The 22551-nt window shown below is 44.6% G+C and carries 17 protein-coding genes; 3 read left to right on the top strand and 14 right to left on the bottom strand.

The genetic code is table 11. The features are described 5' to 3' along the window. Positions 1–5: 5 nt before the first annotated feature. From FK220_RS00500 to FK220_RS00450, 11 genes are all read right to left on the bottom strand, one after another. Positions 6–2540 (bottom strand): M14 metallopeptidase family protein, encoded by a 2535-nt coding sequence (locus FK220_RS00500; RefSeq protein WP_152572331.1) that lies wholly within the window; start codon positions 2538–2540, stop codon positions 6–8. Positions 2541–2684: 144 nt separating this feature from the next. Then, positions 2685–3902 carry a sensor histidine kinase gene (locus tag FK220_RS00495; protein WP_152572330.1) on the bottom strand — a complete coding sequence of 406 codons (1218 nt, stop codon included), beginning with the start codon at positions 3900–3902 and terminating at the stop codon, positions 2685–2687. A 236-nt stretch (positions 3903–4138) separates the two neighbouring features. Beyond that, a complete protein-coding gene (locus FK220_RS00490; RefSeq protein WP_152572329.1) occupies positions 4139–5353 on the bottom strand; it encodes a sensor histidine kinase in 1215 nt (404 codons plus the stop codon). 197 nt (positions 5354–5550) lie between these two features. Continuing rightward, positions 5551–6945, bottom strand: a complete 1395-nt coding sequence (locus tag FK220_RS00485) for a Gfo/Idh/MocA family oxidoreductase (RefSeq protein WP_152572328.1) — start codon at positions 6943–6945, stop codon at positions 5551–5553. A 208-nt stretch (positions 6946–7153) separates the two neighbouring features. After that, the gene (gene secA / locus FK220_RS00480; protein ID WP_152572327.1) at positions 7154–10516 is read right to left on the bottom strand and encodes a preprotein translocase subunit SecA; all 3363 of its coding nucleotides are present in this window, start codon (positions 10514–10516) and stop codon (positions 7154–7156) included. A gap of 215 nt (positions 10517–10731) precedes the next feature. Further along, positions 10732–10956: a DUF2795 domain-containing protein gene (locus tag FK220_RS00475; RefSeq protein WP_013994285.1), complete on the bottom strand. Its 225-nt coding sequence runs from the start codon at positions 10954–10956 to the stop codon at positions 10732–10734. Between the two features lie 136 nt (positions 10957–11092). Further along, entirely contained in the window at positions 11093–11668 is a 576-nt protein-coding gene (locus FK220_RS00470; protein ID WP_152572326.1) for a cob(I)yrinic acid a,c-diamide adenosyltransferase, read from the bottom strand. A 113-nt stretch (positions 11669–11781) separates the two neighbouring features. Then, a complete protein-coding gene (locus FK220_RS00465; RefSeq protein ID WP_166204717.1) occupies positions 11782–11922 on the bottom strand; it encodes a hypothetical protein in 141 nt (46 codons plus the stop codon). Between the two features lie 33 nt (positions 11923–11955). Then, the gene (locus FK220_RS00460) at positions 11956–12309 is read right to left on the bottom strand and encodes an O-methyltransferase (RefSeq protein WP_152572325.1); all 354 of its coding nucleotides are present in this window, start codon (positions 12307–12309) and stop codon (positions 11956–11958) included. Between the two features lie 194 nt (positions 12310–12503). Further along, the gene (locus FK220_RS00455; RefSeq protein ID WP_152572324.1) at positions 12504–14384 is read right to left on the bottom strand and encodes an ABC-F family ATP-binding cassette domain-containing protein; all 1881 of its coding nucleotides are present in this window, start codon (positions 14382–14384) and stop codon (positions 12504–12506) included. 52 nt (positions 14385–14436) lie between these two features. Continuing rightward, positions 14437–15618 (bottom strand): lipoprotein N-acyltransferase Lnb domain-containing protein, encoded by a 1182-nt coding sequence (locus FK220_RS00450; RefSeq protein ID WP_152572323.1) that lies wholly within the window; start codon positions 15616–15618, stop codon positions 14437–14439. Between the two features lie 99 nt (positions 15619–15717). On the opposite strand from FK220_RS00450, the gene FK220_RS00445 reads away from it, so the two are divergent. Continuing rightward, complete coding sequence (locus tag FK220_RS00445; RefSeq protein ID WP_152572322.1) at positions 15718–16470, top strand: CDP-alcohol phosphatidyltransferase family protein; 753 nt, start codon at positions 15718–15720, stop codon at positions 16468–16470. Between the two features lie 42 nt (positions 16471–16512). Further along, complete coding sequence (locus FK220_RS00440; RefSeq protein ID WP_152572321.1) at positions 16513–17319, top strand: DUF4198 domain-containing protein; 807 nt, start codon at positions 16513–16515, stop codon at positions 17317–17319. 25 nt (positions 17320–17344) lie between these two features. Here FK220_RS00440 and lptB read toward each other — a convergent pair whose 3' ends face one another. From lptB to FK220_RS00425, 3 genes are all read right to left on the bottom strand, one after another. Beyond that, positions 17345–18085 (bottom strand): LPS export ABC transporter ATP-binding protein, encoded by a 741-nt coding sequence (gene lptB / locus FK220_RS00435; protein ID WP_152572320.1) that lies wholly within the window; start codon positions 18083–18085, stop codon positions 17345–17347. 195 nt (positions 18086–18280) lie between these two features. Continuing rightward, positions 18281–19141, bottom strand: a complete 861-nt coding sequence (tatC, locus tag FK220_RS00430) for a twin-arginine translocase subunit TatC (RefSeq protein WP_152572319.1) — start codon at positions 19139–19141, stop codon at positions 18281–18283. After that, positions 19141–20106 carry a KpsF/GutQ family sugar-phosphate isomerase gene (locus FK220_RS00425; protein WP_152572318.1) on the bottom strand — a complete coding sequence of 322 codons (966 nt, stop codon included), beginning with the start codon at positions 20104–20106 and terminating at the stop codon, positions 19141–19143. The genes tatC and FK220_RS00425 overlap by 1 nt, the downstream gene beginning before the upstream one ends. 188 nt (positions 20107–20294) lie before the next feature. Here FK220_RS00425 and recQ point away from each other — a divergent pair, with 188 nt between their 5' ends. Continuing rightward, positions 20295–22505, top strand: a complete 2211-nt coding sequence (gene recQ / locus FK220_RS00420) for a DNA helicase RecQ (RefSeq protein ID WP_152572317.1) — start codon at positions 20295–20297, stop codon at positions 22503–22505. Positions 22506–22551 lie beyond the last annotated feature (46 nt).

Raw genomic sequence — 22551 nt, 5'->3', positions numbered from 1 at the left:
ACCCGCTAGTTTGCTTCCGGCACCCGGATTTTATCCCCTAGGAACAGCGCGTTCAGAAACAAACGGTTGGTACCGTACCAACTGCCCCTAAAGTTGGGATTGTCGGCAAAGAGCACGACCCGCCCACTACCTAGTGGGCTCACGACAAGCGAAGCGGAGGGTTTCAGGTTCTCCTCCAGGTTCTTCTTGGTAATAAACCCGTCGATCATGGGGTTATTATCATACTTGGCCACAGTAGCATATTCATTTTGACTAGGTCGTAACCATACGGTATTATTTTTATAGATGGGAATAGAAGTATCGTAATAGCCAAAGGCCAACGGGTGGGTCGTATCCAAATTAGCCCGAAGGATAATACCACCGACACTTTCCTTTCCGAGATTTTCCTCGGCATCCACGTAGGGCTTCCGGGTCACGGTCTTCGTCGAATCTTTTGTAATCGAATCGTTTTTTGCATCGGTCAGTTTTTCCTTGACCAATTTTTTTTCAATGGCCCATTTAGAGGCAGTCCCAATGGTAATCAGGGTATGGCCTTTGCTTACCCAATCCTTTATCTTTTGCTGCTGTTTGTCAGTAAGTTGATAGCGGCCCCCGACCATGACCATAACATTGTAGGTATCGAAATCGGCCCGGTCGAAGTTACGCATGGGGATTTTGGTGATGGGCATCCCCACACGCTTATCCAACAGATGCCAAACTTCCCCAGCTTCGTAGGCTCTGGTACCATTACCGATCAACATAAAGGCCTTTGGCTTTTTAAGCGGCCGAATGAAACGGCTTCCCAAATCGACCCCTTTGAGGCTGTACCCCGAATCGACCCCGTACATGGCTACCTGATATTTTTCCTGGGCCTTCCCCAACAGATCGAAAACAGCGGAGGCATCCTTTTTTTGAAGGGACACGGGGAGGACCAAGGTACCGTAGCCGAAATTCTTGCTATCGTTCCCTACTTTTACCGTAAAAGGCTTAAAAGCCGACGATACGACCAAGTCGTTTTCCTGAAGGTAATGGAGAACGGCCGGAGCGTTGTAGTCGTCCCAGTCGATGACATAGGCATAGTCCGATTGCTGAACGGGGACCACGGATACCAGTCCGTCCGTACTGGTAATCTGCTTGCCGCTGTTTACCGAAGTTACTGGTTGATACTTCATATTGTAAAAATTGGCGACCGACCAGGCCGAGGCGTCGTAATACACACTGTCCCGGTACGAATCATAGGTCTCAAACATGGTCTGTACCATTCGATATTGCGGTTGTCGTGTTGGAACCACGTAGCCCTCCCCGGATTTGTAGACCTCGATTTGATGTAGCAATAACTTATCGATAAAGGCTTTGGTGCGGTTGGGGTCATGGGTATCGCCGAAGGTGTAGCCTTTCACCCGGCTTTTGGACGCTCTGGTCAATGCGCTCTTGAAAAAGTCTTGTTGGTATTGGTGCATGTACGCCTTGTTTTTGACCGCGGTCTTGACCGTCGTTATACTGGAAGTAAACTGATTGCGGATGGTAAAGGGAAAGGTGATTTTTCCGAAAGCAGTGGTCTGCTCGTGCCCCCTGGAACTGGCCTGTTCGAACAAGAGACCGAGGCCACCCTGCAGATCGGGATAAGAAGACCCATAGCCCGGATAGGTGCCGTCGAACACCTCTTTGGTAAAATAAAAAGAACCGATACTATCGAGCGCTTTCGCAAATTCCGCTCCGAATAAATCGTTGAGGTAGCCATAGTTTTCTTTGGGCATGATCGGGTTCAACGAGCCATTGGCCTTCATGGGCTCAAAGAAATAAGTGCTTTGCGACCCCATTTCGTGAAAATCGGTTACCACATTGGGGTACCACTGGTGGTACCATGTGAGTTTCCCACGACTCTCAGGGTTGATGCCCAACAACCAATCCCGATTTAGATCGAACCAGTAGTGGTTGGTACGTCCGCCTGGCCAGTATTCGTTGTGTTCGGCGTCCTGTGGGTCGGCCACATTCGGTGTTCCTTGATAAGTATTGGCCCATTGGGTATGACGATCTCGCCCGTCTGGATTGATGGTCGGATCGATAAAGATGACGGCATTTTGGAGATAGTTGGCGATTTCCGGATTTTCGGAAGCGACAAGTGTATAGGCGGTTAACAGGGCCGCTTCGGAACTGGAAGGCTCATTGCCGTGCACGTTGTAGGCCAGATTGATGAAAATAGGAACCTCCCCGTAGTTCGATACGTTCTGTATAGGGTCGGTGAAGGCGAGATGCTGCTCCTTGATAGCTACCAAATTGGAAAGATTTTCGGGCGAGGTCACCGTAAGTATGACCAGTTTTCGTCCCTCATGGGTTTTTCCGTAATACTGGATGGAAGCCCTATCGGAGACTTCCGCCAATTTTTCCAGATAGGCAACAATTAAATCGTGCCGGGTGTGGTGGTCACCGATGCCATAGCCTAAAAAAGTTTCTGGAGAGGGAATGCTGGCGTTAAAAGGTTGGTATTTCTTATAAAAGTAGTCTTGTGCATTAAGGAGGGTGCTGCAGAATAGTAACAACAGAAGGAGTCTTTTTAGCATGGGATGGTTTTTGTATTAGGTGTTTAAATATAGGGATAAATCGGTTAGAATAATAGTTGAAAAAAACACTGATCACGATGGGAAATTGAAGGATTGTAATATCAAGGACGACACCAAAATCGCCTCTGCCTGTTGACCTCATAACTATCCTGCCATGGAGGGCAGTTGATCGCTGATTTCCTTAAAGTGGATGATGTAGTGCGTTCCTTTCTTGGAAGCGTCCCGTTTCAGGGAACCCCTTAATTGGCGCACTAGTTTATGAATTAGCTTCAGGCCCAGTGATTTCGAGTTCCTATGGGTCGTTTCCTCTGAAAATCCTACCCCGTTGTCCCCAATATACAGTTCAAAATCGTCCTGTTTCCCTTTTCGCATCCGAATAAAAATTTGCCCTTTGCTATCTTCTAAAATACCATATTTGAGGGTATTTGTGACCGCCTCGTTCACCAAGAGACCGAGGGGAATGGCGGTATCGATATTGAAAGTCATTTCCGGAATGTCGATGTCGAGGTCGATATTGGCGCTGGTACCCTTTACCGAACGCACCAGATGTTCAACCAGTTCACGTACATAGGAGCCGTAATCGATTTGGGTGCTATCTTCTCTCAAATAGAGCATTTCGTGAATCATGGCCATGGCAATCACCCTGTTCTGACTGCTTTTAAGCATTTTTTTGATATCCGCGTCCTGAATATTTCGGGATTGAAGGCTTAGTAAGCTCGAAATGGTCTGTAAATTATTCTTCACCCGATGATGCACCTCTTTGAGCAGGTTTTCCTTTTCTTTGATTTTTGCCTCGACCTCTTGTTTGGTCCGGAATAGTTTATCGTGCGCCTTTAATAAATCCCTTCCGAAAACACCTTCCATTAGGTAAATTGAAAATGTAAGACTCAGAAGACTAAATAAATCTTTTGAGGTAGCCGGCACTCCATCGACGATCCAACTAAAATTACCAGCGGTCAATAAATAAATCAGACCAATAATCACTAAAATAGCGTAAAGGTAAATTTTACCGAAAACACTTGTTGAGATGTAACCTGCCAAGACGATAACCGCTAGCACAAAAATAAACGGACTTTGGATACCTCCACTGTACATCGTAATGATCAAGGTGCTTATGAGCGATAAGACTGAAGTGACAATTGCCATTGCAACGAGATTTCGGTGCTTGTAAAAGGCAATGTTATTGCATAGGTTCAGCACGGAGTAGCCTAAGAAAACATAAGGTATGGGAGGGCTGACCTGCATATAATAATGACATGCCAACCCGAATAACAAGCTGAGAAACGCGGAAACATAATTGAATTTCAGCAACAAACGAGTCTTGTCCGCAATTCTGGAGTGGTCTTTCGGGGTTTTTTTCATACGTCGTATTACGGCTGTTGAAAGCCAAACACTAGGGGCGAAGTGGTATAAGATTAGGGCAAATGTGATAGGTTCAAAAACGAATACAATGGATGTAAATAGCTGCTTTTACACCAATGGATATCTCGATGCGCATATAAAGCTACTCATGTTTTGTGTTAAAATCAAAACTGAAACATGAAAATGCTTGATGCAAAGGTCTTTAAAGGCGAACAAGGACCTAATTCCAGAATTGACTAGGCCATACTTGGAATTTGATCGCTGATTTCCCTGAACTTCACTATATAATGGGTTCCTTTTTTGGAAAGATCTCGTATAATCGAGCCTCGAAGTTGTCTCGCCAGATTATGAATGAGTTTTAAGCCGAGGGATTTGGTGGTTTTATGGGTCACCTCTTCGGCAAAACCAATCCCATCGTCCCCGATATTCAATATATACTCCCCTTTGTCATCTTTACGTAACTTAATAAATATTTCGCCCTTGCTATCATCTACAATGCCGTATTTTAGGGCATTGGTCACCGCCTCGTTGATAAGCAGTCCGAGAGGAATAGCCGTGTCGATATTCAATTTCAAATCGGGGATATCGATATCCAAGGTGATATTACTACTAGTGCCCTTGATAGATCTAATAAGGTATTCGGCCAATTCCTGCACGTACGACTTGTATTCTATTTTACCAATGTCTTCCCTCATATACAACATTTCATGTACCATGGCCATCGAAATTACCCTGTTCTGGCTACTTTTCAGCAATTCCTTCACTTTTTTATCATCGTTGTTGCGGGATTGCAGGCTCAACAAACTCGATACGGTCTGTAGATTGTTTTTCACCCTATGGTGTACTTCCTTGAGCAAGGTCTCCTTTTCGGTAATCTTAGCTTCCAACTCGTCTTTGGTCTTATACAAGTTGTGATGCGAATTCAATAGGTTCTTGCCAAAAACCCCGCCCAACAGATAAACAGAAAACAATATGCTCAAAAGAGCAAAGAGATTTCTGGATTGTTCCGGAACTACATTGGTCACAAAGCTAAAATCGGCAATACTTTGGGAGTAGATCAACACGATGATCAATAGATTCAGATTGAGGTAGAGCGAACCATAAGCTTTGGTTGTCACATACCCTGCAACCACAATTAATGCCAATACAAAGATGAACGGGCTATTAATGCCTCCACTGTAAAGTGTGATGATTATCGCACCTGCCAACGTCATGATAGAAACGATGTTGTAGGTGAGCGTGAGATTCTTATGATATTTGTAGAGTAAGGTATTGACTAGGTTCAAAATCCCGAAGCCTAGAAAAACGTATGGGATTACCTGCTTGATGTCCAACACGAAAAAGCAAAGGGCCGCAAAAAAAAGGGTAAAGATGGAGGTGAAATAATTTACCTTTAAGACCAAGCGTGCCTTGTCCCTGAGCCTTTGTTCCAATTTCTTCTTCTTATCCATTGACGGGGGAGTGGATGTTGGTTTGTTGATCTGGTCGATATCCAAGCTACTCAATACTTTATATTGTAAATCTAAATATGTTTTGGCAGAAAATCCAATTTCTTACTGGCATATTTCTCATGTTTCATTTTAACCACGTTGCTTTTTTTCTATAGAAAAACCATGTGAAAATGGTACTAGCCTGATCTTTTGGGAGGTTAAGAACGTTTTGACTTTGGCCGAAGACTACTTAGATCCGAAATTTTAATAGGTTGCTTTTTTTCAATACTTTTTCTGGCAGCAATACCGATAAGGCACGACATGGCTCCATCCCTTAAACCGGCAGTTCGGTCAAATTCGTCTTTTTTGTCGGGAGTTTTTAGGATGTGGTCTTGCAATCGTTGGTCACCCCCACCGTGACCGCTTTTTTCCGTTGCCACATTAATAGTCTCATAGTCGTTCCATAGTTTGTGAACAATAATTGGCTCGATATCGAAGACTTCTTGACTTGATTGTTCCATTTCCTTGGCATGTAGCTCTTCCTGACCTAGTTGGATGTTCTTGTTGTAAGGGATATCGAGCCATGCCTCGATTCGCCCTTCGGTACCATTAAAGGCCACACGCCATCCTTCGAAAGGGGAGTAGGTGGTGAGCGAATAATTGACGATCGTGTTATTTGCATACTTTACCTGGGCGGACATCTTATCATAAATATCGATTTCTTCGCGGAAAAGACAGTTGTCCCGTATATATCCATCGGCATGCTCATGGTCAACGTATAACTTCTTGGCCATCCCATCCTTTAGAATATCCCAGTGGAAATCGCAGTTAGTCGTATGCTCACAGGAACGACAGTTTTTTCCACGAAAAGGCCCATTTTTTCCATAGAACTCCAAATCCCCATAGGCAAAAACCTCTTGGGGTTCGGAATCGATCCACCAATTCAATAGATCAAAATGATGGGTGGCTTTGTGAACCCATAACGAACCACTACTTTCCATTTGCCCGTGCCACCTCCTAAAGTAAGAGGCCCCGTGGTAGGTGTTTAGATACCAATGGAAATCGATCGAAACCAGCTTTCCGATGGTCTCGTTCTTCAAAAGTTGTTTGATTTTTGTTGCATAAGGGCTCCACCGGTAGTTAAACCCGACTATAAGGTTCTTTTCGGACTTTTTTTCGGCGTCCAGAATGGCCTGACACTTGATTTCGTCGGTAGTCAAGGGTTTTTCGGTCAACACGTCACATCCCATTTCCAAACCTTTGATGATGAATTCGTGGTGGGTGGAATCCTTGGTCGTAACGATGACCAAATCTGGTTTGGTAGTGGAGACCATTGTGACAAAATCCACAAAGGTAGGACAGGAGGCACCTATATATTCTTTTCCGAATTGTAGCCGACTGGGATTGTGGTCACAGAGTCCTACAAACTCTAAAATATCCGAATATTCATCGACCAAACGCTTGCCCCAAAAAGTGATGCCGCGAATACCGGTGCCTATCAAGGCCACTTTAAGTTTCTGGGAATGGCCAAAATCAAAGGCATGGATAGGAAGCGCCGAACTGGCTGCCAACATGCTAATGGAAGAGAGAAATTTTCGTCTGGAAGCGGTCATATCACAATAGCTTTTGTTTTAAAGATATTGATTTTTTGGATATGTCAGGGTCGGAAAACCTTTGTCTTGCAGAAGGTCAAGAACTATAAAATCCTAATGTTATTGGTTCTGGAACACAACCTGAACAATCGATTTAATGGGCATCGTCCGAGTGAAACATCAAAAAAGGCGACCCTACAGGTCGCCTTTTTTTGTCGAATGGAAGTCTTTAATGCTCTGTCAAAACCCATTCCCCCTTTTCAATAAGGGGTTCGGCTTGCTTGTATTTGAGTGTCTTGCTTTCGCCAGACATGACGTTCTTGATAGTGACCCGCTCGTTACGTCCTATTTTGGGTTGTTCCCTGACGATGGTTTCCGTCACCTGTGGACGTTGACGCTGTGTCTGGCCAGCAGCACGATTTCTAGCAGCCAACTCATCACTGTTTGGAATTTCTTCTTTCGTAGTCTTCAGATTTTCCTTGGGACGCCTTACCTCTCTAGCTGCTGAGATTTCATTAGGATTCGCGGTCGGTAATTCCCCTTTGAACAAGAACGATACGACCTCCTTGTTCACCTTGTCGATCATGCTCTTGAAGAGTTCAAAGGCCTCAAACTTGTAAATCAAAAGGGGATCTTTTTGTTCGTGTACCGCCAATTGAACCGATTGCTTCAATTCGTCCATTTTTCTCAAATGCGTCTTCCAGGCATCATCGATGATCGCCAAGGTGATGTTCTTCTCGAAATCGGTAACTAATTGCTTTCCGTCCGATTCATACGCTTCTTTCAGATTGGTAACGACGTTCAATGTTTTAATTCCATCGGTAAACGGCACTACGATACGTTCGAAATTGTTCGCATTGTCCTCATACACCTGCTTGATAACCGGGAAAGCGGTCTGTGCATTCCTTTCAATCTTATCCTGATAATGTTCGTAGGCGGTTTTGTAAACCGTGTTTGCAATCTCTTGCACGCCCATTTTGTCGAAATCGGCTTCTGAAATGGGGGATGTGATCGAGAAGTACTTGATCAGTTCGAACTCAAAGTTCTTAAAATCATTGGCCGCTTTGTTCGTGTCGGCGATGACTTCGCAGGTATCGTAGATCATATTGGCGATATCGACCTTAAGGCGTTCCCCTTGTAGGGCGTGGCGCCTTCTTTTGTAGACCACCTCACGTTGGGCGTTCATCACATCATCATATTCCAACAGACGTTTACGCACGCCAAAGTTATTTTCCTCCACTTTTTTCTGGGCACGTTCGATGGATTTTGTCATCATAGAATGCTGAATAACCTCGCCTTCTTCCAAGCCCATTTTGTCCATCATCTTGGCAACACGGTCCGAACCGAACAAACGCATCAGATTATCTTCCAATGATACGTAGAATTGCGAACTACCAGGATCTCCCTGACGGCCCGAACGTCCCCGAAGCTGTCTATCGACACGTCTTGAATCATGGCGCTCGGTGCCTACAATGGCGAGTCCGCCAGCAGCCTTTACCTCTTCCGTTAGTTTGATATCGGTACCACGTCCGGCCATGTTTGTTGCAATGGTTACGACCCCTGGTTTCCCGGCTTCGGCGACCACATCGGCTTCTTTCTTATGTAGCTTTGCGTTCAATACATTGTGTTCCACTTTTCGTATGGACAGCATACGCGATAGGAGTTCCGAAATCTCGACGGAAGTGGTACCGATCAGTACAGGTCTGCCTTCTTGCGATAACTTGGTGACCTCATCGATGATGGCATTGTATTTCTCACGTTTGGTCTTGTAGATCAAATCGTTACGGTCATCCCGGGCAATGGGTCGGTTGGTAGGAATTTCCATCACATCCAACTTATAGATTTCCCAGAATTCGCCTGCTTCCGTAATGGCCGTACCGGTCATACCCGCCAACTTCCTGTACATTCTAAAATAATTCTGCAAGGTAACGGTCGCAAAGGTTTGGGTCAGGGCTTCGATCTTTACATTCTCCTTGGCCTCGATGGCTTGATGTAATCCGTCGGAATACCTACGACCATCCATAATACGGCCGGTCTGCTCGTCGACGATCATCACCTTGTTGTCTATCACCACGTACTCCACATCCTTTTCAAAAAGGGTATAGGCCTTGAGCAACTGGCTCATGGTATGAATACGCTCGCTCTTTACGGTAAAGTCCTTAAAAAGCTCTTCTTTGAGTTCCGCTTCTTTTTCAATGTCAAGGTTCTGGCTTTCAATCTGGGCGATTTCGGCCCCGATATCGGGCATTATGAAAAAGTCTTTTCCTTGGGCCCCCGAGATATATTCGACTCCTTTATCGGTCAGTTCGATTTGGTTGTTTTTTTCATCGATGACGAACAACAGGTCTTCATCTACCTTAGGCATCTCCCTGTTGTTATCCTGCATATAGAAATTCTCGGTCTTTTGAAGCAATTGTTTTACACCTTCCTCACTCAAAAACTTGATGAGTGCTTTGTTTTTGGGAAGTCCGCGATGCACACGGAGTAGTAGGAATCCGCCTTCCTTGGTATCCCCTTCGGCAATCAGCTTTTTGGCTTCTGCCAGTACCCCGGTTAGATGCTGACGTTGCTTTTGCACGATATCGGCGATCTTGGGCTTTAATTCGTTAAACTCGTGGCGGTCTCCTTCAGGCACCGGACCCGAAATAATCAAGGGTGTACGGGCATCATCGACCAAGACCGAATCGACCTCATCAACGATTGCGTAGTGGTGTGGGCGCTGTACCAAATCTTTGGGTGTATGTGCCATGTTGTCCCGCAAGTAATCGAAACCAAATTCGTTGTTGGTACCGTAGGTGATATCGGAGTTATAGGCGGCACGCCTCCCTTCGGAGTTGGGCCGGTGGTGGTCGATACAATCTACCGAGAGCCCGTGAAATTCAAAAATAGGCCCCATCCAGGCGCTATCCCTTTTGGCCAGATAGTCGTTTACGGTTACTAAATGGGCACCTTTTCCCGCAAGGGCATTGAGATAAAGGGGTAGGGTGGCAACCAAGGTCTTACCTTCCCCGGTCTGCATCTCGGCGATCTTTCCTTGGTGCAATGCAATCCCTCCGATCAACTGTACATCGTAATGTACCATATCCCAAGTAACTTCCTTACCGGCGGCGTCCCACGAATTTTTCCAAACCGCTTGATCACCATCAAGGGTTACGTAGTCTTTGCTGCCAGAAAGTTGTCGATCAAATTCCGAGGCGGTCACCTGTATGGTTTCATTGGCGGCAAATCGCTTCGCGGTCTCTTTGACCACGGCAAAGGCCTCGGGAAGTATTTCATTCAAAGTATCCTCTGTTACTTTATAACCTTGGTCTTTGAGCTTGTCGATTTCACCATAGAGGTCTTCGTTTTTATCGATGTCGGTAGAATCTTTTACTTCTTGCTCCAAGGCCGCGATCTGATCATCCAACTCCTTACGGTTTTCGGCGATTTTGGCTTTGAACTCAATCGTTTTGGCCCGAAGTGCATCATGATCTAATGCCTCAAGGGCAGTTTCGAAGGACTTTATTTTATCGACCAAAGGTTGCAGTTGCTTCACATCCTTTTTTGATTTATCCCCGACAAAGGTCTTTAATATCGTATTTAAAAAACTCATAATGTAATGCTGTTTGTATGGTATGCCGGTCGAAGCCGAACTCTCATCGTTTGTGATGCGCCGAAGTACATAGCCTTTCTATTGTCAAAAGGCATTCCAATTTCCGGAATCGTCGAAAATACCTATATGAACTGCCAAAATTACAGAAAAGCTGGAACAAGCACATAAAAAAAGCCTCCAAAGGAGACTTTTCACAACAATTAACATAACTATTATTAATATTCATCCTCATTCCAGAGGTAATCTTCTTCGGTTGGATAGTCGGGCCAAATCTCTTCGATAGACTCATAGATTTCGCCACCCTCTTCTTCCATAGATTGAAGGTTTTCGACGACCTCCAAAGGCGCACCGGTTCGAATGGAATAATCTATCAATTCGTCTTTAGTGGCCGGCCAGGGCGCATCGCTTAAATAGGATGCCAATTCTAATGTCCAATACATGGTGATGGTTTGATTTTAAATTTTTGCAAAAGTAATTTTTAATAGGAAAAAGTCAAGTTTTTTCATAACTATTTCACGTAACTTATCAACACAATTTTCGATTTAATATTGTGTAGCGGCTAAAAATATGGAATTATCAATCCTTTTTGTCAGGAATCCACTTTATTTCGGTCGCTTTTAAATCTTGCGACAATTTTCGTGCCAATACGAAAAGGTAGTCGGAAAGTCTATTGAGGTACACCAAAACCATGTCTTCGAAGGGTTCCACCTCGTGTAAAAGGGTCGACATGCGTTCGGCCCTTCTACAAACGGTACGCGCCAAGTGACAGTATGACACCGTGGTATGCCCCCCTGGTAGAATAAAATGTGTCATAGGGGGGAGGCTTTTGTCCATCTCGTCGATTTCTTGCTCGAGCAGTATGATATCCTTTTCATTGATTTTTGGGATATTCAAACGCTCTTTACCACTTTTCAATAGTGCCTTTTTAGGTTCGGTCGCCAAAATTGCCCCTACAGTGAAAAGTTTTTCTTGGATCAAGGTGAGTATTTCTTTAGAGTGCGCATCGATATTTTGATCACGAACCAGACCCAACCACGAGTTGAGTTCATCGATGGTACCATAACTATTGATTCGAATATGGTGTTTGGGGACCCTTGTTCCTCCAAATAGTGCGGTCGTGCCCTCGTCTCCTGTTTTGGTATAAATTTTCATGTAGTAAGTTAAAATGCAAATTTAAGCATAAGACGAAGCTTAAACACGTACGCAGGTTATAAACGTTCATCGCTTCATTAATAAAGAAATGTGTTCTTAACTTTGATCAACGATTATTCCTCCTTATCTTTTCTTTTATAGTCTTCCATGAATTTTCTCGACTTGCGCTTTTTTGATTTGTTCCTGGTGGTGATAGTAACGATTAGGTAGAGTACGAACAGCGCTCCCAATATGAAATAAAATGTATTGTCCATCGCTTCGTGATTATAATACCTAAAATTAGGGGTTTATATCCGAATCTTAAAATGCTGCCTAGCCTGTTCTTTTCTTAAGAAGACCACACCACAATAATAGAGGTCAATGGTTACCGTTACAATGGGATTTGTCTTTATTTTTTTCCAAGCTGCACGATTTTTATTAGTCCCATGGATGTTGTCTACCACTATCACGGTATCATTGTGCACCATGTCAGCATCAAATGGCAGGTTTCCTAAGTTGGAAGCATCCATAAAGGCCATATCGAAGGGAGGCTCATTCATCCGAATCATGGGAAATTCCTTATCTATTCGATTTATAAGCGCCGCATCGACCGCGGGAAGCCCCAAACGCCCCACCTCAAAATATACAATACTCTTTAACAACACCCCAAGGGTCTTGTTCTTTCCAAGTTTTGGTTTTGCATAAAGACATTTTGTTAAATAACTATAAATAAAGGGGGAGTGCACCCCATGATGATTGGACGAAGTGACTAGGAATTTTAGGTATTTAAGAGGGTTCGGCACTGCTGTTTTTATTTTTTACCACTGGTTGCGACGTACCAAATAGCTGTTTTTGGTCATCCCTCCAACATTGCGGATAATTCGAACCATCGTTCGGTCTTGGTTTCTATGTCGTCGCCGATTTGTTTCAATTCCCTTGATAATTCGGCAATATCGTCTCCAGTCAGAGTATCCGAGATGAATTTTTGCTCGACCTGTTTCTTTCTAGCTTCTAGTTTTTGGATATCCTTTTCCAACTGTTTATGCTCTTTTTGTTCGGCGTAGGAGAGTTTGGCGGACTTATCCCCTGACTTCCAATTATTTTTATTCTCTTTAGGAGTGCCGTTTTGTTCTTTTTCCAACCGTTGCTCCACTACCATACTATCCTCATAGGCTCGGAAATCGGAATAGTTCCCGGGGAAGTCCTCGATAACCCCATTCCCACGAAACACGAAAAGATGATCTACGATCTTGTCCATAAAATAGCGATCGTGCGAAACTACGATCAGGCAGCCCGGGAAATCCAAAAGAAAGCTTTCCAAGACGTTCAAGGTAACGATATCCAAATCGTTGGTAGGCTCATCAAGAATAAGGAAATTCGGGTTTTGAATAAGTACCGTGCATAAATAGAGGCGTTTTCGCTCGCCCCCACTGAGCTTTTCAACATAATCATACTGTTTTTTACGGTCGAATAAAAAACGTTCCAACAGTTGTTGGGCAGAAATTTGTCGGCCTTTCATCAAAGGGATGTAATCCCCGAATTCCCTGATTACCTCGATAACCTTTTGCCCCTGCTTGACAGGGATGCCTTTTTGCGTATAATACCCGAATTTGATGGTATCGCCCACTACTACCTTACCGGCATCGGGTCGGTCGGTTCCCGTAATAATATTCAAAAAGGTCGATTTCCCCGTACCATTCTTTCCGATAATGCCTACCCGTTCCCCTTTGGTAAAGGTATAGTCGAACTTGTCCAAAATAGGTTTATCGGGATACGCCTTAACGAGTTTGTGCAGCTCCAGTATTTTGCTGCCCATTCGTTTCATGTTGATTTCGAGCTGTACCTCGTGCTCTTTTCTTCGTTTGTTCGCTTTCTCTTTGATGACCTTGAAATCGTCGATTCGTGATTTGGACTTGGTGGTACGGGCTTTGGGTTGGCGGCGCATCCAATCCAATTCTTTTTTAAAAAGTTGTTTCGATTTATGCAGCTCGGTAGCTTCCTGCTCCAATCGTGTCTCTTTTTTGTCGAGATAGTAAGAATAGTTTCCCTTGTACGGATAGAGCGTTCCATCGTCCAACTCGAGGATTTCATTGCATACGCGTTCCAAAAAATAACGGTCGTGAGTAACCATGAATAACGTCATGTTCTCCTTGGCAAAGTATTGTTCGAGCCATTCGATCATCTCAAGATCTAAGTGGTTGGTGGGCTCATCAAGAATTAACAGGTCGGGTCGATTTATCAAGGCATTGGCGAGCGCCAACCGCTTTTTCTGTCCTCCGGAAAGAAGGCCTACTTTTACATGGAGGTCCTCCAGTTTTAATTTGAAAAGGATTTGTTTATACTGGGTCTCGAAATCCCAAGCCGCAAAACGATCCATGGCCTCGAAGGCTTTTTGATAACCATCTTCATCCGCTGGATGGTCCAAGGCCTTTTCGTAGCTAGCGATTACCTGTAGTATTTCATTGTCCGATGCAAAAATAGTTTCTTCAACGGTGAGCTTGGGGTTCAGGTCGGGTTCTTGTTGTAGAAAGGAGGTTCTAATGCCCTTGCGGTAATTCACCCTTCCGGTATCTGGAACATCCAATCCCGATAAAATATTTAAGATGGACGTTTTGCCTGTCCCGTTTTTCGCAATCAATGCTATCTTTTGGTCCTTGTTGATGCCAAAAGAGAGATTTTCAAAGAGCACCAGTTCGCCAAAAGACTTGGATATGTTTTCTACGGTGACTAGGTTCATGATTTGAATAGGGGTTCGGATTGGGGATGTTGACGGGATATTGCCAATTTAACTACACATTTTCTGTTAATTCCCTGGATTTTTTTACCAAAAATAAATATCGGATCATCAAGGCTCCCAACAAAAATAGAATAAGGGGTGAAAAAATCTGTATCTCAAGCACCCATAGCAAAAGCGTTGTCAGAAGAAGTCCTACGAGCACCCATAGATACTGCGTGAACCATTTTGGGAATCGATCTTTGAAAAGCAAAAACGCTACTGCAAGATTCGGTGCAAACGCCCAAAATACATTGAAGTTCATCTTGGTAGCCTGGTGGTCGGTCGCAAACCAAAGAAATAGGATAAGGGATCCGGCGGCCCCAGTAACAAAAAACAATAGAAAATCGAGCCAGGCAGTTCTCTTTCGATGTAAGGCATCCCTAATGGTAATCCCAATGACCAGTAGCAAAAGCAATAGTAGCCAGAAGAGCGGTGAGCGCAGAAAATTTGAGTTGCTTTTGGAAGGAAGCTCTGCCAAAAGTTCACTTTCCGAATACACCATCGGTTTTCCATCGATAGAGGAGAAGGGAAGCTGTTTGAAAACATAAATAGGGAGGAACATATGTTCCCATGGTGTCGCTTGCCTATCGATTACCGAACCCAGGGCCAAATCAATACCAAAATTGGACCAGGAGTTGATGGTTAGGTTTTGATGTATTAGTTCCCGAAAGGTATACAGGGTATCGAGATGGTCATATTTCAAGGTCCAAGAAGCGCCTAATACGGTTTTAAGTGCATCAGGCACTCTTGTAGAACAGTTGTCGAACAAAAAATCATACTTGTAATAGCGGTTCTCCGGAAGATGATTGTTTTCTAAAAATTGGAAAAGTTCCGATCGCTGCTCTTCCGTAAGCTTGATCATCTGTTCCCTTACCCATCGGTTTTCCAGTCGATAGTTTTGTAGGAAGTCTTGAAATCGCTGCCTTCCCAATCGGTAATCGAGCTTTCCCCTTGTGAATTTTACATAGAAGTTGGGATCATCGAAATCGAAAAGTCCGTAATTGTAAACGATATCCAGACCGATAGTCGGATCTTGTAGCCTAATGGCACTATGCCCGAATTTTGAATGAAGCTCATCCGCCGTACCTACGGTGAGAACACTTACTTTTGATAGGGGAGACAGTTCGGGTGGCTGGGAATTACCGATAAGTACCCAGGCAACAAACAGGGAGAAAAGGTATGTTTTAAATTGCATTGATGCACTTTGGTTTACCGATTTGCAAATATCCGAATAAAATATAGGAACAAACGGTTTGATCAAAAATTGTGTTATTTTTATCAAAACTTACCGGCCATGAAGCGCTATATTCCCAATATCATTACCTTGCTGAATGTTTTCTGCGGTTGTGTGGCCACCGTTTTCGCGGTATTGAACCAACTGGAATTAGCGGCACTTTTTGTTTTTTTGGGCATCGTTTTCGATTGGTTCGACGGACTTGCTGCACGGATTTTGGATGTGCACAGTGAGTTGGGGATTCAGCTCGACTCCTTAGCGGATATGATTACAAGCGGACTTGTCCCTGGGATTGTGATGTTTCAATTGTTGGGCATGTCGATGACGGGGGGGTGGAATTTGAACTTCTCCGCTTCGATATCGGAATCGGTTTTATGGGTCGGTGGCAAATTTACGCCGCTACCATTTCTAGGCTTTCTGATTACCCTTGCCTCTGCGTATCGCTTGGCTAGGTTCAATATCGATGAGAATCAAGTGTCCTCTTTTATCGGTTTGCCAACACCGGCCAACGCGCTGATGATTCTGTCTTTTCCCCTGATATTGATGTATCAGCAGAATGAGGTATTGAACGAAATCATCCTCAACCAATGGTTTCTCATCGGAATCACGTTCTTGAGCGCTTTTTTGTTGAATTCCAAGATTGAGCTGTTTGCCTTTAAATTTAAGAATTGGGCCTTTAAGGAAAACGCCACACGCTATATCCTTATCATCGTTAGTTTGGTGTTGTTGTTGACCATGAAGTTCTTGGCGGTACCCATCATCGTGGTTTTTTATGTGATAGGCTCCATGGTCGGCAACATAGCCAGGTCTTGATACCGTACTTATTGAATCGTCTTTTATCAAGTGTAGCATAGTATGAAAAAAACCCTTCGAAATTTATTGTTATTCGCCCTGTTGGTCCTTTGCAATTCCCATGAACTTTTTTTAAGGTCGGAAAGCCATTTTTTAAAATCGAATAGCGCCTACGAGTTATTCTTGGTGAACGGTACATTTGATCAAAGTGAAAATGCCATTACCACGGACCGCATCGTTTTTCCAAAAATATTGGGACCCAATTTTGAAATGGTCCCGACCACCGATGCTTTTTCGTATCGAGACGATAAAACGTACCTCACTATGGTTACCGGTGAAGCCGGAACTTATGTCGCGGGTATCTCCACATTGCCCAGGGTATTGGAGATGACGTCGGTAGCATTCAATGATTACCTCGACCATGAAGGGTTGGATAGAACTATTGCGCTTCGCAAGGAGCAAGGCGAAACGGGCATGTCTGCCAAGGAACGGTACTCCAAACATGTGAAGGCTTTATTGCAGGTCGATGACAGGCGCAGCGATCATTTCAAAACCCGATTGGGATATCCCATCGAGTTCGTTCCCTTGGAAAATCCATTTGACAAAAAGGTGGGGGAGCCGATTTCTTTTTTACTTCTTAGGGACGGTAAGCCTTTGGCAGATCAAACGGTGCACTATAGCACTTCGGTTCCCGGGGAAGATGCCCATGAAGGGGAGAAATCGGTTAAGACCGACGCGGATGGTGTCTGCACGATAATCCCGGACCAAGCGGGTCCATGGTATGTGGCCACGATCCATATGCTCAAAAGTGGGGAGGCCGAGGTCGACTATGAGTCGAACTGGGCGACCTTGACCTTCGCCGTCCGATAGGTTGGTTTTTGGACCGGGACCCCGTTTAGAAATCCAGCTTCTTTTTACGCAGCTCGAAGTTCTGTCCCAAATATACTTTACGAACCATCTCATCCGCGGCGAGATCTTCGGGGTGTCCCGATTTAAGAATACCCCCTTCGAACATCAAATAAGAACGTTCCGTAATGGCTAAGGTTTCCTGTACGTTATGATCGGTAATGAGAATACCGATATTCTTGTTCTTTAGTTGGGCCACGATACGTTGAATGTCCTCGACCGCCACTGGGTCAACCCCGGCAAAGGGTTCGTCCAGCAAAATGAATTTGGGATCGGTAGCCAAGGCGCGTGCTATTTCGGTACGTCGGCGCTCACCTCCCGAGAGTAGGTCCCCCCTGTTTTTTCGTATATGGCCAAGGCCAAATTCCTCAATGAGCGACTCCATCTTCATCAACTGTTCTTTCTTACTCATTTTAGTGAGCTGTAACACACTTAAAATATTCTTTTCGATGCTCAGTTTTCGAAAAACAGAGGCTTCCTGTGCCAAATAACCGATGCCGTTCTGGGCCCTTTTGTACATTGGGAAATTGGTAATATCCATTCCATCCAAAAAAATCTTGCCCCCATTGGGTTTTACCAAGCCTACGATCATGTAAAATGAGGTGGTTTTTCCGGCACCGTTTGGCCCAAGCAGCCCTATGATTTCACCTTGATTTACCTCTAATGAAATTCCACGGACGACCTGTCGTCCGCTATAGGTTTTCATGATATTTTCGGCCCTTAGTTTCATTTTCAAGTTCAAGTGTCAAGTTCAATCAATAATCGCTTTTGTCCCCTGGAGGCATACCGATCATCTCCTGTCGATTCCAAGGGTTTCAAAACTAAGGTTAAACGGCTTTAACCAAAAACAATTACCTTTTATTTAACCTTCATGTTGTTCGGCCAATGGCTTTTTGTTCATCTTTTGTCAATGGGCCTCAACCGCTCAACCGGGTTTGACATCGGTTCCTGACTTTTTGGTTTTTGCGGCTTTTTTTGCTTCTTTTTTCAATACGCGACGTGAGATATAGATACTGACTTGGTACAAAATTAAGATAGGTACCGCTACGACTACTTGACTCGCGACATCGGGCGGGGTAATTACGGCAGAAAGTATGAGTACCACGACCAAGGATATCTTACGGTACTTTTTTAAGATCTCCGGGGTGACCAGCCCTACCTTGGTCAGAAAATACACGATGATTGGCAATTCAAAAATGAGTCCACATGCGATGACCGACGCCCTTACCGTAGACACATAAGAAGCCAGATCGAATTCATTGGTAACTTCCGAACTTACTTGGTAGGTGCCTAAAAAGTTGATGGATAAAGGAGCCACCACATAGTAGCCGAAAAGCGCCCCCAGGAAAAACAATAGGGAAGCGGTAAAAATAAAGCCCCTGGAGTTTTTTCGTTCTTTTTCATACAATCCCGGGCTGATGAATTTCCATAGCTCGTACAGCACATACGGAAAACCAACGATAAATCCGGCCCAAATCGAGGTCCATATATGGGCTGAAAACTGTCCGGACATCAGACGGCTTTGTATCGTGAAGGGAAGCTTATCGGCGCAAAAAGCCGAGTCGAAACCAAAGAAAGTAGCGATATTGCAAAAGAGCCGATAGGTGGGAAAGTCCATCTTCTTCGGACCGAACAAAACGGTGTCAAAGATGAAACCCCGCATTAGGAAAGCCACGCTGCCAATGATTACGATTGCCGCTACCGAGCGGATCAGGTGCCACCGCAGTTCTTCCAAATGGTCCAGGAACGACATTTCGTTCGGGTCGGTCGTAGTTGCTTTTGCCATTATAGGATACCTTCGTTGATTAGATTGTGCAAATGTACGACCCCTTCATAGGAGTCGCCCTTGACGGCCAATAACTGTGAAATGCCTTTGTCTTGCATCGATTCCAGTGCCTTAATGGCCAATACTTCGGTCCCGATCGTTTTGGGATTGGAGGTCATCACATCCTTTGCGGTGAGCCCATTGATGGAATCATATTTGTTCAGCATCCTACGAATATCACCATCAGTGACCACTCCGACAATTTTATCATTGTCAAGTACGGCCGCGACCCCCAACATTTTTTCGGAAATCTCTACTATGACTTGTTTAATATCGGTATCGATATGCACTTGGGGCTTTTGATTTATGGCTACAATATCGGCCACGGTAAGGTAGAGTCGTTTTCCCAAAGTACCGCCTGGATGGTATTTTGCAAAATCCTTACTGCTGAATCCCTTCAATTCCAATAGGCAAATGGCCAAGGCGTCGCCCATGACCAGTTGTGCGGTGGTACTGGTGGTGGGTGCCAAGTTGTTCGGGCAGGCTTCCTTGGCGACAAATGTATTTAGGATATAGTCGGCCTGATGTGCTAGAAAGGAATCGAGATTTCCCGTCATACCGATCAATTTATTCTTTCCCCTTTTGATCAAGGGGACCAACATCTTTATTTCAGGGGTACTGCCACTTTTGGAAATACAGATAACCACGTCGTTTTCTTGAATAGTGCCCAAGTCCCCATGAATTGCATCGCCGGCATGCATAAAAATAGCCGGGGTACCGGTCGAGTTCAAGGTGGCGACAATTTTGGAAGCGATGATAGCACTTTTTCCGATCCCTGTCACGACCACCCTCCCTTCAGAGGTGAAAATACAATCAACCGTGCTTGAAAAATCCGTATCGAGCAATTGGGCAAGATGCCCGATCGCCTCGCTTTGCATCCCGATGGTTTTCTTCGCTATGTCAAGTATAGCCTTGGGTTCGTTCAAAGTATTAATAAAATTATATGATTTTTATGTAAAAGAAAGTCTTATATTTAAAAATACAAAATTACACAATCTCAACATATCGCAGTTTTTATTCCTTATAAATCGATTTGGCGCGATTTCTGCACTAAAAAGATGAAAAATCCTTACCTTAAGGAAATGATTAAAAAGACGACAGACTTAGTTTTCAAATGAAAAATGATGCTACAGGTTTGAAAGATATCGATCTACACACACCCCTAAAACATTATTTTGGGTTCTCATCTTTCAAAGGCCTTCAAAAAGATGTGGTTCATAACATCTTAGACCGTAAAAATACGTTTGTAATTATGCCCACGGGGGGCGGAAAATCGCTGTGCTACCAACTGCCGGCTCTGATGCAGGAAGGTACGGCCATCGTGGTATCGCCCTTGATCGCCTTAATGAAGAACCAGGTAGATGCCATTCGGGGAATCTCTTCCGAAGATGGTGTTGCCCATGTCTTAAATTCCTCCCTTACCAAGTCCGAGGTTAAAAAAGTAAAGAAGGACATTAGCTCGGGCATTACCAAACTTCTATATGTCGCCCCGGAATCACTGACCAAAACAGAGTATGTTGATTTTTTGCAGTCCGTTACGATTTCTTTTTTGGCGGTCGATGAGGCGCATTGTATTTCGGAATGGGGGCATGATTTCAGGCCCGAGTATCGCAACTTGAGATCTATCGTCGACCGCCTGGGAGAAGATATTCCGATTATTGCGCTCACGGCAACGGCCACGCCCAAGGTACAGGAAGACATTATCAAAAATCTCGGTATTACGGGTGCTACCGTCTTCAAGGAGTCGTTTAACCGGCCTAATCTTTATTACGAGGTGCGGCCTAAAACGGCCAATGTTGACGCGGACATCATCCGATTTGTAAAACAGAACGAAGGCAAATCGGGCATTATCTACTGTCTGAGCCGCAAACGGGTCGAGGAACTCGCACAGGTGCTTCAGGTGAACGGTGTAAGCGCCGTTCCATATCACGCAGGGTTCGATGCCAAGACCCGATCCAAATATCAAGATATGTTCTTGATGCAGGATGTCGATGTGGTAGTGGCGACGATTGCCTTTGGGATGGGAATCGACAAACCCGATGTTCGCTTTGTTATTCACCACGACATCCCAAAAAGCATCGAAAGTTATTATCAAGAAACAGGCCGGGCAGGCAGGGATGGGGGTGAAGGCCACTGTTTGGCGTTCTACTCGTACAAGGACATCGAGAAACTTGAAAAATTTATGTCGGGCAAGCCTGTGGCGGAACAGGAAATAGGGAACGCATTATTGCAGGAAGTGGTTGCTTACGCAGAGACCTCCCTGTCACGGCGAAAGTTCATTCTTCACTATTTTGGGGAAGCGTTCGATGAGATAAATGGTGCGGGAGCCGATATGGACGATAATGTTCGTAATCCAAAAGAAAAAGAGGAAGCCAAGGATAATGTGGTAAAGCTGATTCAAGTAGTACAGGAGACCAAGGAAAAATTTAAATCGAAGGAAGTGGTCAATACCTTGGTCGGGAAGGTCAACGCCATGATGTCCTCACATAAGACCAATGAAAAAGAAGTATTCGGAATAGGAGCCGATAAGGACAAAAGTTATTGGATGGCCCTTATACGCCAAGTCTTGGTTGCGGGTATTCTAAGCAAGGAAATCGAACAATATGGTGTATTGCACGTTACCGAGAAAGGTCGGGAATTCCTAAAGGCACCCCAATCTTTCATGATGACCAAAGACCATGTCTACAGTGCCCAAAACGATGCCATCGTCAATGCTGCCAAAAGCGGCGGGGTGAGCGATGAGCGGCTACTAAAACAGCTTAAAGACCTTAGAAAGTCACAGGCGGATAAATTGGGCGTACCCCCTTTTGTCGTCTTTCAAGACCCTTCTTTGCAGGATATGGCGTTAAAATATCCCGTGACACTTTCAGAACTACAGAATATTTATGGGGTAGGGGAAGGAAAGGCAAAAAAATACGGTAAGCCGTTTGTTGATTTTATAGCTTCCTATGTCGAGGAGAATGACATTGTACGACCCGACGATTTGGTCGTGAAGAGCACAGGGGCCAACTCCGGCTTAAAACTGTATATCATCCAGAATGTCGACCGCAAGCTGCCGCTCGATGATATTGCCGCGTCCAAAGGAATCGAAATCGGTGAACTTATCAAGGAAATGGAACAGATAGTGTTCAGTGGCACCAGACTAAATCTAGGGTACTGGATCGACGAACTGTTCGATGAAGATCAACAAGAAGAGATACATGAATACTTCTTGGAGGCGGAGACCGATGATATCGAAACCGCCATTACCGAATTTGACGGCGATTATGACGACGAGGAACTGCGTTTGTACCGCTTGAAGTTCATCAGTGAAGTGGCCAACTAATATTTGCACGGGAAGACAATGCATTCAAGGAAAAGCCCCTGTTCAA

This window comes from Pelagihabitans pacificus (genome assembly GCF_009371985.2).
GTDB lineage: Bacteria > Bacteroidota > Bacteroidia > Flavobacteriales > Flavobacteriaceae > Pelagihabitans > Pelagihabitans pacificus.
This window is presented reverse-complemented; position numbering and strand designations above follow the sequence as displayed.

What these genes read in the sequence shown, in the direction of transcription:
- FK220_RS00500 (WP_152572331.1), bottom strand. Translation starts at nt 2,540, where the DNA reads ATGCTAAAAAGACTCCTTCTGTTGTTACTATTCTGCAGCACCCTCCTT.
- FK220_RS00495 (WP_152572330.1), bottom strand. Translation starts at nt 3,902, where the DNA reads ATGAAAAAAACCCCGAAAGACCACTCCAGAATTGCGGACAAGACTCGT.
- FK220_RS00490 (WP_152572329.1), bottom strand. Translation starts at nt 5,353, where the DNA reads ATGGATAAGAAGAAGAAATTGGAACAAAGGCTCAGGGACAAGGCACGC.
- FK220_RS00485 (WP_152572328.1), bottom strand. Translation starts at nt 6,945, where the DNA reads ATGACCGCTTCCAGACGAAAATTTCTCTCTTCCATTAGCATGTTGGCA.
- secA (WP_152572327.1), bottom strand. Translation starts at nt 10,516, where the DNA reads ATGAGTTTTTTAAATACGATATTAAAGACCTTTGTCGGGGATAAATCA.
- FK220_RS00475 (WP_013994285.1), bottom strand. Translation starts at nt 10,956, where the DNA reads ATGTATTGGACATTAGAATTGGCATCCTATTTAAGCGATGCGCCCTGG.
- FK220_RS00470 (WP_152572326.1), bottom strand. Translation starts at nt 11,668, where the DNA reads ATGAAAATTTATACCAAAACAGGAGACGAGGGCACGACCGCACTATTT.
- FK220_RS00465 (WP_166204717.1), bottom strand. Translation starts at nt 11,922, where the DNA reads ATGGACAATACATTTTATTTCATATTGGGAGCGCTGTTCGTACTCTAC.
- FK220_RS00455 (WP_152572324.1), bottom strand. Translation starts at nt 14,384, where the DNA reads ATGAACCTAGTCACCGTAGAAAACATATCCAAGTCTTTTGGCGAACTG.
- FK220_RS00450 (WP_152572323.1), bottom strand. Translation starts at nt 15,618, where the DNA reads ATGCAATTTAAAACATACCTTTTCTCCCTGTTTGTTGCCTGGGTACTT.
- FK220_RS00445 (WP_152572322.1), top strand. Translation starts at nt 15,718, where the DNA reads ATGAAGCGCTATATTCCCAATATCATTACCTTGCTGAATGTTTTCTGC.
- FK220_RS00440 (WP_152572321.1), top strand. Translation starts at nt 16,513, where the DNA reads ATGAAAAAAACCCTTCGAAATTTATTGTTATTCGCCCTGTTGGTCCTT.
- lptB (WP_152572320.1), bottom strand. Translation starts at nt 18,085, where the DNA reads ATGAAACTAAGGGCCGAAAATATCATGAAAACCTATAGCGGACGACAG.
- tatC (WP_152572319.1), bottom strand. Translation starts at nt 19,141, where the DNA reads ATGGCAAAAGCAACTACGACCGACCCGAACGAAATGTCGTTCCTGGAC.
- recQ (WP_152572317.1), top strand. Translation starts at nt 20,295, where the DNA reads ATGAAAAATGATGCTACAGGTTTGAAAGATATCGATCTACACACACCC.